The sequence below is a fragment of the Desulfovibrio sp. JC010 genome, assembly GCF_010470675.1.
Taxonomy (GTDB): domain Bacteria; phylum Desulfobacterota; class Desulfovibrionia; order Desulfovibrionales; family Desulfovibrionaceae; genus Maridesulfovibrio.
On sequence record NZ_VOIQ01000019.1, the window covers coordinates 24,898 to 40,380 of the forward strand.

Annotated in this window: 14 protein-coding genes; 3 read left to right on the forward strand and 11 right to left on the reverse strand. The window is 48.2% G+C overall.

Translation table 11 applies throughout. The features are described from left to right. Window positions 1–6: 6 nt before the first annotated feature. From FMR86_RS18160 to FMR86_RS18170, 3 genes are all read right to left on the reverse strand, one after another. On the reverse strand, window positions 7–297 hold the full coding sequence (locus tag FMR86_RS18160) for a FeoA family protein (protein WP_163352824.1): 291 nt from the start codon (window positions 295–297) through the stop codon (window positions 7–9). Between the two features lie 308 nt (window positions 298–605). Further along, window positions 606–1,055, reverse strand: coding sequence for a Fur family transcriptional regulator (locus tag FMR86_RS18165; protein ID WP_163352825.1), 450 nt, complete (start codon window positions 1,053–1,055; stop codon window positions 606–608). A 232-nt stretch (window positions 1,056–1,287) separates the two neighbouring features. Then, on the reverse strand, window positions 1,288–3,468 hold the full coding sequence (locus tag FMR86_RS18170) for a methyl-accepting chemotaxis protein (protein ID WP_163352826.1): 2,181 nt from the start codon (window positions 3,466–3,468) through the stop codon (window positions 1,288–1,290). Between the two features lie 268 nt (window positions 3,469–3,736). Here FMR86_RS18170 and FMR86_RS18175 point away from each other — a divergent pair, with 268 nt between their 5' ends. After that, on the forward strand, window positions 3,737–4,135 hold the full coding sequence (locus FMR86_RS18175) for a hypothetical protein (protein ID WP_163352827.1): 399 nt from the start codon (window positions 3,737–3,739) through the stop codon (window positions 4,133–4,135). After that, window positions 4,104–4,451 carry a hypothetical protein gene (locus FMR86_RS18180; RefSeq protein ID WP_163352828.1) on the forward strand — a complete coding sequence of 116 codons (348 nt, stop codon included), beginning with the start codon at window positions 4,104–4,106 and terminating at the stop codon, window positions 4,449–4,451. Before FMR86_RS18175 ends, FMR86_RS18180 begins: the two co-directional genes overlap by 32 nt. A 124-nt stretch (window positions 4,452–4,575) precedes the next feature. Here the strand turns inward: FMR86_RS18180 and FMR86_RS18185 are convergent, their stop codons facing one another. The 6 genes from FMR86_RS18185 to FMR86_RS18210 all read right to left on the reverse strand — a co-directional run bounded on the left by FMR86_RS18185 (window position 4,576) and on the right by FMR86_RS18210 (window position 12,078). After that, a complete protein-coding gene (locus FMR86_RS18185) occupies window positions 4,576–4,962 on the reverse strand; it encodes a DUF1987 domain-containing protein (protein WP_163352829.1) in 387 nt (128 codons plus the stop codon). Between the two features lie 10 nt (window positions 4,963–4,972). Next, window positions 4,973–5,530 carry a SiaB family protein kinase gene (locus FMR86_RS18190; RefSeq protein WP_163352830.1) on the reverse strand — a complete coding sequence of 186 codons (558 nt, stop codon included), beginning with the start codon at window positions 5,528–5,530 and terminating at the stop codon, window positions 4,973–4,975. 13 nt (window positions 5,531–5,543) lie between these two features. After that, window positions 5,544–6,722, reverse strand: a complete 1,179-nt coding sequence (locus FMR86_RS18195; protein ID WP_163352831.1) for a PP2C family protein-serine/threonine phosphatase — start codon at window positions 6,720–6,722, stop codon at window positions 5,544–5,546. Then, window positions 6,719–7,867, reverse strand: a complete 1,149-nt coding sequence (locus tag FMR86_RS18200; protein WP_163352832.1) for a sensor domain-containing diguanylate cyclase — start codon at window positions 7,865–7,867, stop codon at window positions 6,719–6,721. Before FMR86_RS18200 ends, FMR86_RS18195 begins: the two co-directional genes overlap by 4 nt. A 93-nt stretch (window positions 7,868–7,960) precedes the next feature. Next, window positions 7,961–9,058, reverse strand: coding sequence for an HD domain-containing phosphohydrolase (locus tag FMR86_RS18205; RefSeq protein WP_239057289.1), 1,098 nt, complete (start codon window positions 9,056–9,058; stop codon window positions 7,961–7,963). After that, window positions 9,055–12,078, reverse strand: a complete 3,024-nt coding sequence (locus FMR86_RS18210) for a hybrid sensor histidine kinase/response regulator (RefSeq protein WP_163352833.1) — start codon at window positions 12,076–12,078, stop codon at window positions 9,055–9,057. The genes FMR86_RS18205 and FMR86_RS18210 overlap by 4 nt, the downstream gene beginning before the upstream one ends. Window positions 12,079–12,323: 245 nt before the next feature. Between FMR86_RS18210 and FMR86_RS18215 the strand changes: the two genes are divergently transcribed. Continuing rightward, the gene (locus FMR86_RS18215; protein ID WP_163352834.1) at window positions 12,324–13,124 is read left to right on the forward strand and encodes an ABC transporter substrate-binding protein; all 801 of its coding nucleotides are present in this window, start codon (window positions 12,324–12,326) and stop codon (window positions 13,122–13,124) included. A gap of 56 nt (window positions 13,125–13,180) precedes the next feature. On the opposite strand, the gene FMR86_RS18220 is transcribed toward FMR86_RS18215, so the two are convergent. Then, window positions 13,181–14,362 carry an OprD family outer membrane porin gene (locus FMR86_RS18220; RefSeq protein ID WP_163352835.1) on the reverse strand — a complete coding sequence of 394 codons (1,182 nt, stop codon included), beginning with the start codon at window positions 14,360–14,362 and terminating at the stop codon, window positions 13,181–13,183. A 138-nt stretch (window positions 14,363–14,500) separates the two neighbouring features. Continuing rightward, the gene (locus tag FMR86_RS18225) at window positions 14,501–15,460 is read right to left on the reverse strand and encodes an ABC transporter substrate-binding protein (protein ID WP_163352836.1); all 960 of its coding nucleotides are present in this window, start codon (window positions 15,458–15,460) and stop codon (window positions 14,501–14,503) included. Window positions 15,461–15,483 lie beyond the last annotated feature (23 nt).

Below are 15,483 nucleotides of genomic sequence, written 5' to 3' on the forward strand. Positions count from 1 at the left end.
TCCGGCTTAGTACTGCTCAACTTCAATGAGGCAGGCTTCTGATTTTCTAAGTGCCACCTTGTAGTTGGCAACACGGCACTCAATGGGGTCTCCAAGGGGAGCCCTGCGAATCACTTCAATATCGGTCTGAGGTACGAAGCCGAGATCAAGCAGTCTCTGGCGAACCGCACCTTTGGCATGATGGCAGCGAATCTTTACCTTTTTACCAGAGCTTACTTCCCTGAGTGTGCAGCACTTGCAATTCCTGCCATGCCCCTGCCCTTTTCCACGTCCATGACCTTTTCCACGTCCCGGCATATCCGCCCTCCGTAATGATCTTGAAATTGAATTCATTTATCGACGATTTTGAAGTTGAATACAGTTATCGGCGATTATGAATTTGAATACGTTTCTCAATTACCCAAAAGAAAATCTTTTTTGCTCTTTTAAGTGAAAAATAGCAAGGATAAATTTACAAATAAAATTTGCCTATCATTCTTGCTTTGGTTAAAGTTAAAGGATTTTCTTTTCTTTTTTCAAAAAAAAAGCAAAAAAATTATTTTTCGCGGATAAATTCATCAATAAAATTCAAATTTTAAATTCACGTGACGGCTGTTCTTAAAAAATCAGGCTGTGGGAATACCTTTTTCCTGACACTCGGAGCAAATGCCGTAAAGGACCACCCGGTGACGGGTCAATTCATATCCGTGCCTTGCCGCAAAAACACCCTGCTGACGCTCAAGACATTCGCATGTAAACTCAACCTTCTTTCCACACTTGGTACAGACCAGATGATCGTGATGGGTATGTCCGTATGCATGCTCGTACAAATCTACTTTGTTTCCAAGATCAAGACAGTCGGCCACCCCGGAGTCCACTAAAAGCTTCAATGTCCGGTATACAGTGCTCATACCTATCTCAGGCGTGCGTTCACGCACATATGAGGCTAATTGTTCAGCTGTGAAATGACCTTCGGTCTCCAGAAATGTCTCTACAATTGCCCTGCGTTGCGGGGTGATGTTCAAACCATTTTTATTCAGATATTCAATGAATACGGTTTGCGGTTCTTTTTGCATGGCGGAACCTTCTTTTTGATGGATTTAATAAATGTACCGTATGTCCGCTCATTAAAAGACCAAAGCACTCCCCCTAGGGGTACGTAATCAGGGAAGCACTTTGATCTTCCAAAAAAGACATACACATGCGATTGCAATTGAAAACGATTGTCTATTTCTCTTGCTGTGGGCGATAATATATTTATGACAGGAGAGTCAACCTCCTAAATTAGTATGAATACTTCGGCACAAATCACTCTTCGTTCTTTAACGAATCGATCAAATCATCAAGTTCTGCTGCCAGTTCTTTAAGAGCCTGTGTCGCAGAACTTGACCTGGACATAGTCTCAGCCATATCCATAGCGGAAGTGTTTATGTTCTCGGTTGCCATACTGATATTATCCGCTGCAACAGACTGCTCATCCACTGCCGAAGCGATTGTATGCACCTGCGTGTTGGACTCTTCGGCGTGCTTGACTATTTCACGCAAAGACTGCTCGGCATCTTCTGCAAACCCTGTGCTTTTGGCCACTGCCCGCTCGGCACTTTCCATGCCTTTCATGTTTTTGGCCGTACTCTGCTGGATAGCCTTAATGGTATCGCCTACATCAGTGGTGGCATGAAGCGTTTTCTCCGCCAGCTTGCGCACCTCATCAGCCACAACAGCAAACCCGCGCCCGGCTTCGCCTGCACGGGCGGCCTCAATAGCCGCGTTAAGGGCCAGTAAATTGGTCTGGTCCGCGATCTCGTTGATCACAGTCATAATCTGCCCAATATCATCAGCACGGGAACTCAGATCCTCAAGACTTGTTTTGAGCGTGTCAGTCTCGGTCCTGACTCCGAAAATAGCCTGCTTGGCATCATCCACCACCTCGGCCCCGCTTCTGGCAGTACGCATGACCTGATCCGCACTTTCCGCCGCGCCGGAGCTGTTGTTGGAAACTTCCTGAATGCTGACTCCAAGCTCGGTCAATGCAGAGGAAGACGAAGCGGTCTGCTGCTGAAGCTCTTCCGAACCGGCAGCCGCTCCGGCTATCTGGTCTGACAAGTCTTCCGAGGCCCCCACCAGAGACTCAACAATCCGCTCAAGGGAAGCCACAGCCCGGAGAATACCCTCTTTCCGTGCTTCAGCCGCTTTTGCTTCAGCCTCCTGCGCTCTGGAAAGAGCCTTGCGGGCAGACTCGGCCTCGCCTTCAGCCACGGCAAAAGCCTTGGCTGTTTCGGCATTGCTGCTTCCAATAGCAGTGAGCATACTGTTGAATGAACCGGCCAGATCACCGAGTTCATCGGTGCTTTTGCTCTCAAGATATTTAAAATCTTCCCCGCCGGAAGCAATGGAATCGCCGACCCGTTTAATATCCCGGACAATCTTCCTGATCGGTCGGACAACACCAAACATATTCAACGCAATCAACACAAAAGAAACAGCAACAGCCAATATGGAGAGCAACCACATAAGCTGTTCCGCAGCAAGCTGCGCCTTTGCATAATCCCCGGCACTCTCTTCCCTGATGGAGGTGCCCAGATCACGCAGCGCGATCTCCGCCTGAACCATCTGGGCCATGGCTTTGTTCATATTGCCGTTCTCGGCAAAATATCCCTTAAAGGAGTTCAGGTAATCAGCAGTTAAATCCGTCAATTGCTTAAAAAGCTTGGCTTCACGACCATTAGGAAAGGTTGCGGACATCATAGGCAGACTTTTACCCATGGTAGCTTCCTTGTCGATTCCAAGCAGTTTTTCCATATCAACAATAAGGCCGCGTCCGCTGTCTTCATCTTTGTACAGAATAAAATCCTTGGCCATTTCCTGAAAGCCGAGAGGTTTGTTCAGCAGGATGGCGGCAATCTCTTTTTGCTCTGCAAGCAAATTCATTTCCACCATAATGGACTGCAACGCAGCCGCATCGCTATGTCCGGCAGCCAGTTTCTTTTTCAGCTTCCGTGATTTTCTGGCTACAGCCTTGTTCAGAGACTGGGCTTTAGCGAGAATGCCTATAGAGGCTTCCCGTAGCCCCCGGACCATTTCAGTTCCTTTATTGAAATGAGACTGATAGGAGATAAAAGCTTTATGAAAGGACTCAAATGCCGCTTTGTATTTTCCGGCAGCCAGTGCATCAGCCCCCTGATCCTGTTTTCCGCTGATCAGAACTATCTGCCCCTCCAGATTCTTGAACAGCTCGTCATACTTAAGAAGAGGTTCCGGGTGCTTACCGTCTTTGCTCACAGCAAAAGTTTCGCGGTTTATCAACCAGTCAAAGGCTGCCGACTGAGCCTCCTGACCGGTTGAAATAATTTCATCCAGAGAACTGCGGGCTTCCATTTTTTGGGAAAGTGTATGCAGACTGTAAAGTCCCATTCCGCCAAGCATCAAAGCACATGCAAGCAGGACGGCGAAAGCACCGGTCAATTTATGGGCAAGTCTTAATTTAAACATGCTGGAATCTCCTATAGCTCCGAAAAGCAAACGACACTCATTATCAGATTCATTCCGTCAATGAATCCAAAAAATCAATATTTATGCATTATGCAAATAGCAGGGAAAGACTCAGTAAAAACATAATTAAATTCAGTAAACAAAAATCTGATTTAACCCAAAAATTAAATTTAAAAATATATTTTTCCTTGACATTGTTCTGACAATGAATTTCATTGTCGCCATGTCCGAAGCAAATGAAAAAGCCCAGTTCAAGGGGACTACCAACATGAAAAAAATCGCTTCCCTCCCGTTAGCCGCTGTTGCCGAAGCACTGGCAGGAACTGACGGATATCTGGCGGTGGATGATTTCTTCAGTCGGGCAAAGCCGGATTTTCCTGATGTCGATCACGAAGATATTCAGCGCGTGCTGGATTTACTGGTCGCCTACGGCATGGCCCGCCGCCTTGATTTCGGCTGCGGGGTATTTTTGTATTCAAAAAAACAGGTAGAGGCTCCCCCCTTCTTTCCTGTCAGTGATGGTGGCCCGTTAACGATTGAGCACTCAAATCAGGAACAGGCTGAAACGAATAAAACCATAAGCTTCTACCAACCGTTAAAACGTTTAACTATGCTGTTCAAAAGGGAAAAAACGTATGGATCTGGAACTCATGCTTGGTCTTCGTGACCATATAAATATTGAAAAACATACTCCGGGCAGCTTGAAACTTAAATTCGGCATGGAGCTGATCGTTAATCCCAAAGTGGTTAAATATGTTAAAGTCAACGGTTTCGGACCACCCAAGGGAGAGGAAATGCCCGGCATGACCGGAACCAGATTTAATCCGCTGACCCGTTGCATGACCATTTCCTATGATGAAGAGATCCTCAAACCGGAACTCCTGCAAAAACTTTTCACCTGTGAATGCGAAGATGAATTCCAACACGCAGCTCAGGAACTGGCCGATGCCGCCCATTTTGATCTGGCTACTTTCCTGCACTGATTAAAAACAGGGTCAACATTTCCAAATTTCTCAGTAAAGCCCTCATCTCCTCACTGAACCATCCCTGCGGAAAACCCCTCCTTAGCGGCCATCGGCACTAAGGAGGGGTTTTCATTTGTTCAGTTTAATCACCGAACTCCACCAGATTGAACTGTATGGAGGATACATCTTCCATAAACTCCTCCCCGCATTCCATGGCAGTCTCATTTTCTTCGTGATAACGCCAGTTCACGATAACTTCACGCCCGTTTTCAGACTGTTCATCGAGCAGGTCGAAGAAATCCATAAACGTCTTGGAGGACGAACTGTTGAAATATAAAATCTCCATATCAAACACTATTGGAGCATGGGCAGCATTTGCAAAATAATTTTCCAGCCATTCAAACATGGGTTTGTAAAACGCCCAGCAATTTTCCGGGTATGATTCACCACGGATTTCAAAAAGGTTCCTTGCCGGGTCCAGATTGATTGCCGGAGACGACTTTGTCCCTTCTATTATATATTTTTTCATCTTTGCCATCCTAAACAGTCACGACTTTCATCATGAAAAAAGAATTTTCGCCGTCGATGGGAGTTATTGAATAATCCAGAGGACGGGAGGATTTGCGGGCCATATCGATAAAACCGAGCCCGGCTCCTTTAACGCTGTCGGCTTTTTTCTTTTTCCGGCACTCTTTATAGTAGGCCTTCAGCTCGTCCTTGTTCATCCCCTGAAGAATATCAATTCTTCTGGCGATTTCCGTACTCTCGGCAGTTTTCACCCGGTTGCCGCAGGCGATATAGTAGCTGCCGTCTTCCTCCTCGTGACCGACCATGAGTGTTCCAAAGGCTATTTCGCCGTCAAATCCTTTATTGCCTTCAATCCTTTCAGCAGAGTAACGCACGATGTTCTGCATCTGCTCCACCAGAACGGCAAAGACCCTCTGCACAGAGCCCATGCCGGTCTCATCCGCACGCAGCTTGTCCCGCAGCAGTTCGGCAATCCCTTCAACCACTGTCTGGGAAACCGGGCCGTTGAAGTAAAGGATTGTCCCCTGTTTCTGCATTTCCTGATAATATGAATATAATTCCATCGACATTCTTGTGCTCCCGTCAGATAATTTCAAAGCCCAGAACGGTAACATCGTCCCGGCGCGATTCACGGCCCTGATAGCCAACCAGAACCCTTCCAAGAGACTCGCCCTGCGCTGCAATGGGCGAATCAAAATTTTCTTCAAAAAAACGCATCAGTCTGCGCTTCCCAAACGGGAAGCCCTTTTCCCCGCCGATCTGGTCGGTAATCCCGTCAGTGGTCAGGTAAAAACGCATGCCCTGACGCAACTCCAGTTCATGATCTGTAAAAACAAAATCACCGGGTGAGCGGACATAGCCCAGTCCGCAACGGTCTCCCTTAATCAGCCGGACACCCTCATTGTCTGCGATGTAGAGAGGATTGTTGGCCCCGGCGAAGGTCATTTTTCCATTTACCGGGTCCAGATAGCAAAGCGCACAATCCATACCGTCATCGGACCCGGACTCTTTATCGTGCTGGCTGAGAGCTTCCTTGATCTGCCTGTTCATGTTGCCCAGAACTTCAGCCGGGCTGGCCGACTGCACAGTGGATGAACGGTCTAAAAGGGACTGCACAATCAGGGTCATGAAAGCTCCGGGAACACCATGCCCGGTACAATCAATAACCCCGACAAAAAAACCTTCCCCCCATTCCTTGAACCAGTACGAATCACCGCCGACACTGTCACGCTGCTGCCAAAGCAGAAAACTCCGGGGTAAAAACTTTTGCAGACGATTGGTACCGGGTAGAAAGGCGGTCTGGATAAAACTCGCATACTCAATACTTTCATCAATCTGCTGCTTGGCCTCAGCCAGCCTGCTTTTTGCGTCGGCCAATTTCCGCTCTCTGGCCGCAATGGCATGGCCCATCCAGAACATATTACGCTTGAGGTTGATGAAATCATGACCTTCCACTTCCGCCGGAGGCTCTTGAACAAAAGAGTAATCACCGCTTTTAAGCCTGTTGCAATGGTCATTCATTTCAGTAATGGGCTTCAAGGCCACAATGCGGCTGATCCAGCGGGAAAAAGGGATCAGCAACAGGACCGTAAGGCTGAGAATGCCCATGAGCAGACCGCTGGCATATCTGGCCCCTTTCATTTCTATCGCTGCAAGCAGGCCGAGCGGGCCGATAATGGTCAAAAAAAACATAATGATAAGCATCTTGCGCTGCACGGACCAATTCATCAGGTAATTCAGAAAACTGACAATATGACTCATTGCGGCTGGACCTCCCCGCCCGCTTCACTTTGTACAATACCGGAAAGCCGGGTGCTGCTGTCCCGATACTCCTCTACACGGTCCCGGCCTTTTTTCTTTGCGGCATAAAGGGCGATATCCGAGTTCTTCATAAGCCGCTCAAGATCATCTCCAAGACAAAGCGTTGAAAGGCCCATGCTGATCGTGATGCCGAATTCATCTTTTCCGGCCTCAATGACGGTATTACGGACATTTTGAGCCATCCGCCCGGCCACATTGCGGGCTTCACCCATACTGGTCCCCGGAAGCAGGGCAACGAATTCCTCACCCCCGATCCGGGCCACCAGATCAGTCTCGCGCACCGAATCGGACATGATGCCTGCCAGCTCTATCAAGACCTTGTCACCCACATCGTGTCCGTAGCGGTCGTTGACTTTCTTGAAAAAATCCACATCGATAAGCAGCAGGGAGCAGGCTTCCATATTGCGGATGCTGCGCAGGACCTCCCGGTTGCCCAGCTCCATAAAATAGCCCCGGTTCCAGAGGCCGGTCATGCTGTCGGTGCGGGCCAGTCGGCAGAGTTCTTCCATCATGCTCCTGCGCTCGGTTATATCTGTGAGGACACCGACAATACCCGAGCATTCACTGTCATCGGAATCATGCATGACACTGGCACTGATCTCCGCCCAGATGGTCTTCCCTGCGGGGGTGCAGGCTGTCACCTCCAAACGTCTGGAAAACCCGGTTTCAAGAGACTTCTGATAACGGGCATAATCTTTGGAATTACAAAACAGGGCTTTGATATTCTTTACTTCACCCACAAAAGATTCAGGGCTGTCGTAGCCGAACATGGCGGCCAGAGCCGGATTGGCTTCGACAATCTCCCCGGCTGCGGTGCAGCGATAAATTCCCTCGGTAACATTTTCAAATATACCGCGAAATTTCTGCTCACTGACCGTAAGGTTGCGGTTTACTTCATTCAGGGTCATCTGCATGCGATCACCCATGGTGACCAGACGCCTGCTCTGGCGAAGCAGCTTGCGGTACCCCTTAAGCAGAGAATTCAAAACACCCTTTGCCGCCGCCTCGCTGCCTTCTCCGTCTTTTAAGGCTGCTGCGGCTTTATCCAGCAAACGCTGTTCTTTATGAAAGGGATCATTAACCATAGTCTACATACCTCCAAGGCCTGACGGGCCTCTCCTCCTAAGCGACTATAAAAATCATTTTCATTCATCGCATATAGCAATGTGCAAAATCAGTTATTTCAGAATACGCATCTTCGATTCATCAGCAGCCCAGTATTCTTTGATTTCCAGTATGCGATCAGAAATGGAAAGAAATGTTTCAGCCAGTCTGGGCTCAAAGTGACCTTTGCTGTCGGCTATATATTCAAAAGCCTTCTTTACCGGCCACGCCTCCTTGTAAGGACGGCTGGAGGTCAGTGCGTCAAAAACATCGGCCACGGCTACTATTCTGGCAACTTCCGGTATCTCTTCTCCTTTCAGGTTATGCGGATAGCCGCCGCCGTCCCAACGTTCATGGTGGTGCAGAGCGATCTCCGCAGCCATCTGGAACAAAGGACAGCTCGAAACTGAAAGTATCCTGTGGCCCAGTTCGGAATGTTTGCGCATCTCCACCCATTCCGCTTCTGTCAGCTTGCCCGGCTTTTTCAAAATAGCATCAGGAATGCCTATTTTACCGGTATCGTGCATGGAAGCCGCCAGCTGAATCAGCCTTTGCTGTTCAACTGGCCAGAGCACCGCTTTAGCCAGAGCCTTGGAATAATCAGCCATGCGCCAGATATGGACTCCGGTATCGTCGTCATTATAATGCCCGGCAGTTCCGAGCATAAAGACCGCATCCTCCTGAGAATTCCTGATCTCCAGCACCTGCCGGTTTATGCGTTCTTCAAAAGCACTCTGCTTGCGGCTGAGTTCAATGTGGGTGGCAACTCTGGCCTGAAGCACAGGCGGTGAAATCGGCTTTGCAATATAATCCACAGCACCGCAGGCAAATCCTTCGGCCTCATTATCTTCCTGCGTTCTGGCGGTGATGAAGATGACCGGAATCTTCGCCGTAGCGGAGTTGCTTTTAAGCCTCCTGCATAGTTCATATCCGTCCATGCCCGGCATCATTACATCGAGCAGGATGATGTCCGGGGTAAAATTTTCCAGAAGCTCCAGACACCTCTGCCCATCCAGGGCGACCTGCAAACTGTATTGATCCTTAAGGACCTCAACCATCAGGTCGATATTGAGATTATTGTCATCAACTATGAGTACCACAGGCTGTCCCGGATCTTTGGTTGTCAATTCAAAAGTTTCAGGACATTCCTTTTTTTTCAAAGCCATATTCATTTTACTCTCTCCATATCAAAAAGCTTTTGGTCAATGACACCAAGCAGTTCAATCCCTTTTTTAAATTCATAGCCGGAGACATGTTTAAACAGGCTTTCCAAATCAACGGACAGGCTGTCAGGCCAGTACAGGGAGCGCAGTCCGTTAATTTTTTCCATACTCTCCACCGGAGAACCTTTAACCAGAAGCGGTTCCATTTCAGCAAGACCGTTGCGCAGCTCTGCTATATCAATCAGACCCTTCGAAAACTCTGAAACAAAAACCGAACTGCAATCTGCTTCTTCCACCCGTAATGTCTCAAGCCCCTCCATCACTTCAGCAAGCTTTTCACTGAACTGGGCAAGTTTCTCCTGCGTATCGTCATCTCCATGAGCGATTGCAAGTTCAAGAATCCCGGAAGATTCAGCAAGATCAGAGGCACCCAACATCGCAGCGGACCCTTTGATGGTATGAGCCAGCATCACGGCTTTCTCCCGCTCGCCAGAATCCAGCAATTTATGGAATTCCCGGTCTGCATGGGAAAAGTTCTCGCTTATGTCGGCGAGCATGCGGCGATACAATTTTTCATTGCCCCGGACACGCCTGAGTCCGACAGCGGTATCAATTCCGCTGATGCTGCAAAATTTTTCTATGGAATCCGCGACCTTTTCACGCACACCGGACTCCCACGATGCCGGAGGGGCTGTCTTTACATTGACAAGACCGGAAAGAACCTTGAACAGATCTTCAGGATCAAAAGGCTTGGCAACATGCCCGTTCATACCCACTGCCTTACTTCTGGCCTTATCCTCGGTCATGGCATGGGCGGTCATGGCAACAATGGGCAGTTCCCGGAATCTTTCCTGCTCCCTGATGCGCGTAGTGGCTTCATAGCCGTCCATCACGGGCATCTGAATGTCCATCAAAACAACATCAACTTCATTTTCTTCCAGAAATTCCAAGGCCTGTCCGCCATCCTCAACTTCATGAACCCGCACCCTTGTCTCGGCCAGAATTTCGCGCACCACTGTCCTGTTTATTTCATTATCTTCCACAACTAGAACACTGGCCCCTTCCAGATACGGAACCGGGACAGTTGCGCACTCTTCCTGCAAAGCCAGCATTTCATGCCGGGTTCCGAAGTTCGCCACCAGCAGTTCATGAAGCAATGCCGGATTCACAGGCTTATACAAAAGACCTATAAAATCGTACTTCTCCATTCTCTCAAGAAGGTATCTATCTGCGTATGCGGAAACCAGCATCATGGGCGGGACCTTGCTAATATTTTCGTCATCTGAAATTTTTGCCGCCAGCTCAAGACCGTCCATACCGGGCATGCGCCAATCTATTGCCACTAATCCGAATGATTCCCGGTCAGGAATGTTGCGTAAAATCTCCAAAGCCTCATTCCCGGACCCTGCCGTAGTAACCTCCAGACCGGCCTGTTCAAACATCTCCCTGAGAATGGAAAGTGATGTGGGATTATCATCCACTATTAAAGTACGCAGCCCCTTGAATGAACTTTCCAAATATTCTTTTTCTTCTTCCTGCCCGGCAACCTCAAAATCCATTTCAAACCAGAAAGTACTGCCTTCGCCGTAAATGCTGTCCACCCCTATTTCACCGCCCATAATCTCCACAATCTGGCGGCAAAGACTTAAGCCCAGCCCTGTGCCGCCGAACTTGCGGGTGGTGGAAATATCTGCCTGCGCAAATGGCTCAAAAACAGCGGTCATCTGCTCCGGGGTCATGCCGATCCCCTCATCGCGCACTGAAAAACGCAGCTTTACCCGTTCATCACTGCGCCGGACAACCGCTATGCCCAGCAGAATCCCACCATGCTCGCTGAATTTAACGGCATTGTTGCAAAGGTTTATGAGTATCTGGGAAATGCGCAAAGGATCACCCATCAGACTTACCGGAACGTCCCTGGCAACATCGATCAGGAATTCGAGCTTTTTCTCATGGGCCTTGAATGAAACCACGGTCCAAGCCTGTTCCAGAATCTGGTCAATACGAAAGCGCGTTTTCTCGACACGCAGCATTCCGGCTTCCACCTTGGATAAATCAAGAATGTCATTAATTATTTTAAGTAATGAACGGGCAGAACTGTCAATTTTTTCAATATAGTGCCGCTGAGAACTGTCCAGATCGGTTTTGGAAGCAAGATAGGCCATGCCGAGAACAGCATTCATGGGGGTACGAATTTCATGGCTCATATTGGCCAGAAAATCACTCTTGGCCCTGCTGGCCAGCTCTGCCGCTTCCTTGGCATCATGCAACTCGGAAGTGCGTTTGCCGACTTTATGCTCCAGAGTGGAATTCAACTGCGCCAACTCCGCCGTGCTCCTGTCTAATTCTTCGTACCTTTCACTTAGTTCCCAAACCATATCCTTGATGGAATTCTTAACGCTGACAAATTCTTCGCCGGGACCGGTTTGGACATAGGCATTCCTGCCCTGCTGCACTTTACGGGCATAATTCTCAATAGACTTAAGCGGCAGAATTATGACCCGGCGCAGGCTGAAATAGAGCAAAAATATTAAAAACAAATTCGTAACAACCACCCGCAACGCGGTAGCAAAAAAAATCCGGCGCAACTCTTCATGAATAAACTTATCCGTGGAACAAATTTCAAGCTTGGCAATGGGCCTGCTGTCCGTCCAGATATCCCGTTCTGTGCGCACATGTTCAAGTCGGCACCGGCTCTGCTCTGAATCAACAAACAGTGGTCGCCAATTGGAATCACGCCTAAGGGTCAGCAGCTTGTCAGAAGATTTCAAACGAATGGTGCAGATCTGTTTTTCAGCCATTGCCGCCAGCATAAGCTTACGGACCATTCCCATATCAAGCGACCACAACGGCTCTGCCAGAGTCATGCTCAGGTTGTCCGCCAAAAAGACCTGCGTATCCTGCAACCGGGAATTGCTTTTCTCTCGCAAGTCCAGAGAATCAAGAATACCGAACAGGCTTAAGGCTACGGTTGTAGTGGAAACAATTATCAGCACTACAATTCTGGTCACGGAATATTTTTTTCTCATAACGGCACAATGCTATCCAGACAGCAGACAGCTTAAGCCTGACAGAACAACATTTCTCCCTGCATGTTTAACGTTTGATACAACGCCTCTACTTCAACCTTGCCTAAACATCAATCTAAATGATAAAGAATTTCAAAATCACCATAGGATTTCATGAAAACAGACATATTGCAGAATAAATACTTTTAATATTAATTGTAGCGGGATATTAAAATCCGGACTAAAAATACAGGGGAGCACTTTACATGGAAAAGCAAGAATGTCCGCCAGTGGAATTAAAAAGCATGTTGCTGCTGTGTTTCCTGCTGTCTGCTCTTTTGTTCTCAAGCCCGGCACCTGCCGCAGAGCCGCTGACCATAGCCAGCAGCCACTGGCCTCCCTTTGCCAGCACAAGCCCCGGAGAACCCGCTTTTTTCAATGAGGTGGTAACTGAAGCATTTGCCCTCTCCGGCATAGAAGTGCGCTACATCGAACTCCCCTGGGCCAGATGTGTTCAACAAATAAAAAGCGGAAGAACTTTTGGCGGAATCCCGTTTACCAAGACAATAGAGCGTGAAGGATTCGCACTGTTCAGCGATGCGCTGTTCATGACCCGCAATCCGGTTGTGTTCAACAAAAAGCTTAATCCCGCATACGATTATCAGGGACAGGAAAGCCTGAAAAACTACCGGCTGCTGGGCCTCCTCGGCTGGTCCTATCTCGAAGCATGGAAAAAAGCAGGCATTAAATACAAAACGGTCAAGAATCAGGATTCAGCCTTTAAGATGATCAATCTGAATCGTGCCGAGCTGACTGTTTTTGATGAATTCGCAGCAATGGAATATTTCAGGAAACACCCGGAAATCGGAAAAAACATCGGTCTTTCCCGGACCCCATATAGCAACAACAAAATGCACCTCATGGTCTCGCGAAAATACCCTGAAGCGCATAAGCTGGTTGATATTTTCAACACAAATCTGCGCCAGCTGAAATCAACAGGATTTCTTGACCGGCTGGCACAAAAATACGGTTTTCCCCTTGAACTGGTCATGCCGCAGGGAGAATAAATCAAGGCGCACCCTGAAATCAGGATGCGCCTTTTTCAACCCATTTAAATATTGGTTTATTTCGCAAGTAATTTATTAAAAATATCCAGCTCATATTCAAACTTCAAACGCACTTCCATACCGTCCTGGCCGCCCTGCCCCTCATCCTGATCAAGGTAGGCGTACTGGTTGGTCAGGGAAAGCCCATCAAGCGCACCGTCGAATGCGTAATCTATTTCAAAGTCATATTCGTTCTGATCCGGGGATGCGTTGGGTCCTGAATCCGGGGTCTGAGACAAGGTAATCATGGCCGCCACGTTAAGATTGTCCACCCCGATTTCGCTGAAATCGTAAGATGCTCCGAGAAAGAAAGTCTGCTCTCCGGCGCGGTCATTGTCGGCAATGGTCATGGAGGTGAAGAAAGGCACACCGCCCCAGGGGCAGGTAATGTCCCGTGTGTCGTCCACAAATGTTCCACCCACATCTATGCCGAAGCCCTTCCAGACAAATCCGGCCAGCACCCCGAACTCAGCGGAATTAAAGTCTCCACCGTCCTGAGAACCTGAACTGCGCTGGTCCAGCCCAATGACTGAACCGTGTATCTCAAGGTCGTCATTAATGCTGTGGGTCAGGTCGATCTGGGCAAAGGCCATGTTAATGTAGTCCGGGGAATTGTAGTTCCAAATCTGAGTAGAGATAAATTCTGCCGGAGTCCATTCAAGACCTGCCATGATTACACCGCTGTTCCGGGACTGCACTCCGTCATCATCAGCCAGCCTGGTCATGCTTTTAAAAACATCCGAATTTTTGGCCTTCATTTTATCCACATAACCGAGGGTAAAATTTACATCCGGGAGAAGGGAGGTTCCGGCGGTATAGGCTTCAAACAGGTTGGGGACCATCTTGTCGTCGTCACCGTTGATGAGCGGGGTTTCAAGGTCCTGCCGATAAACTTTAATGTAAGAATCCCAATGTTCGAGCAGGGCGTAAGCCTTACCGAGTACGGCGTAGCCTTCATTGTTGTCGTCCAGCAATTCCGTGCCGCCCCGGTCTTTCTGGTCGAAGACGCCCACCGGGGTAACCCCGTATCCGGTCAGTCCGAAGCTGAAAATATCCCCGAACTTGGGAGATTCGTATTCAAGGCTGCCGCCAAGGGCCAGCGACTCGGAAATGTTGGCGTCAAAAAACTCACCTTCCTTGTCCCGGTGGGTCAGATAATAGGCCCTGAAATTGGCTTTGAGGCTGCCGTATTTTGTCATGGAGGAATCCTCGTCGGTTTCCGCTGATCCCAATGTGGGGAAGGCCATGCTCGATAGCAGAATCAATAGTATTAACTGTATCGTTTTTAATTTCATTGTCATTTCTCATACCTGTGCGATATAGGGACAGATTTTTTTTTACATGGACAGCGCGTTCTTCCATTGTCTGAATATTTTCGGATACTCCAACACACTGGAATCAACGTACATGGGCAGGCATATTACGGCCCCATTCTTAATTGCCGGAACTTCAGCAAGGGACGGTTTGTCCTTTAGGGCCTTGGCTATAGCCCGCTGAACGGCATCAGCATCACCGGTGATGACAATAACATCGGGATTGGCCTGATCGAGATCGGTAAATTTTCTCTTGGTCGCAAAACCTTTACTTACCTTCATTTTTTTACTGAAAATTTTTGCGCCAATGTTTTCGCAACCGAGTTTGGAAAGTATGTAGTGGTCAGAGTATCCTCCGGGGGCCTCAACCTGAACAAAATATTTGCCTGAAGCCATGTTCAGCCCTTTGAGCACAAGCACCCGCTTTCCAAGATTTGCAACTTTAATTGACTCCATGCCCTTTTCATATTTTTGGACAAGGTCAATTCCCAGCTGCTCTTTATCCAGTATTAAAGCTATCTGCTTAATGGCTGAAGCTACTCCTTGGGAAAAATCCACATATTCAACCTGCACTCCGGGAACGTCGGCTACCAAACCAACAATATTCACAGGGTTAACTTTTTTCTTGTGCAGGCAGAACTGCGGACTTTTTTCAACAATAATTTTCTTCAAACCATACTTTTTCATATATGCGGCAACGGCTTTGGGCTTTTTCTTAGTTGCGTATAGTGGGCAACCCAATATGTCAGTTGCCAGTTTCAACTGTGCTCCCTTTTCCCATTGTGATCCCCTGATCACCATAGCCTGAGGAATAACTCCCAGACCAAGAGCAATATCAACCACACGGTCCCCGACCATCACCGCTGCGATTTTTTCAGGAGCGTAGGTAGGTCCGGCATGGGCTGTTACTACACTCAGTTGCATAAACAGCCCTGCGATAAGCAGGCTGAACAAAGTTGCGTGTTTGTACGATTTTTTACTCATTTTAACCTCGTTTCAAATGAATT

What these genes read in the sequence shown, in the direction of transcription:
- FMR86_RS18175 (WP_163352827.1), top strand. Translation starts at nt 3,737, where the DNA reads ATGAAAAAAATCGCTTCCCTCCCGTTAGCCGCTGTTGCCGAAGCACTG.
- FMR86_RS18210 (WP_163352833.1), bottom strand. Translation starts at nt 12,078, where the DNA reads ATGAGAAAAAAATATTCCGTGACCAGAATTGTAGTGCTGATAATTGTT.
- FMR86_RS18195 (WP_163352831.1), bottom strand. Translation starts at nt 6,722, where the DNA reads ATGAGTCATATTGTCAGTTTTCTGAATTACCTGATGAATTGGTCCGTG.
- FMR86_RS18180 (WP_163352828.1), top strand. Translation starts at nt 4,104, where the DNA reads ATGGATCTGGAACTCATGCTTGGTCTTCGTGACCATATAAATATTGAA.
- FMR86_RS18170 (WP_163352826.1), bottom strand. Translation starts at nt 3,468, where the DNA reads ATGTTTAAATTAAGACTTGCCCATAAATTGACCGGTGCTTTCGCCGTC.
- FMR86_RS18190 (WP_163352830.1), bottom strand. Translation starts at nt 5,530, where the DNA reads ATGTCGATGGAATTATATTCATATTATCAGGAAATGCAGAAACAGGGG.
- FMR86_RS18215 (WP_163352834.1), top strand. Translation starts at nt 12,324, where the DNA reads ATGGAAAAGCAAGAATGTCCGCCAGTGGAATTAAAAAGCATGTTGCTG.
- FMR86_RS18220 (WP_163352835.1), bottom strand. Translation starts at nt 14,362, where the DNA reads ATGACAAAATACGGCAGCCTCAAAGCCAATTTCAGGGCCTATTATCTG.
- FMR86_RS18160 (WP_163352824.1), bottom strand. Translation starts at nt 297, where the DNA reads ATGCCGGGACGTGGAAAAGGTCATGGACGTGGAAAAGGGCAGGGGCAT.
- FMR86_RS18165 (WP_163352825.1), bottom strand. Translation starts at nt 1,055, where the DNA reads ATGCAAAAAGAACCGCAAACCGTATTCATTGAATATCTGAATAAAAAT.
- FMR86_RS18200 (WP_163352832.1), bottom strand. Translation starts at nt 7,867, where the DNA reads ATGGTTAATGATCCCTTTCATAAAGAACAGCGTTTGCTGGATAAAGCC.
- FMR86_RS18205 (WP_239057289.1), bottom strand. Translation starts at nt 9,058, where the DNA reads ATGAATATGGCTTTGAAAAAAAAGGAATGTCCTGAAACTTTTGAATTG.
- FMR86_RS18185 (WP_163352829.1), bottom strand. Translation starts at nt 4,962, where the DNA reads ATGAAAAAATATATAATAGAAGGGACAAAGTCGTCTCCGGCAATCAAT.
- FMR86_RS18225 (WP_163352836.1), bottom strand. Translation starts at nt 15,460, where the DNA reads ATGAGTAAAAAATCGTACAAACACGCAACTTTGTTCAGCCTGCTTATC.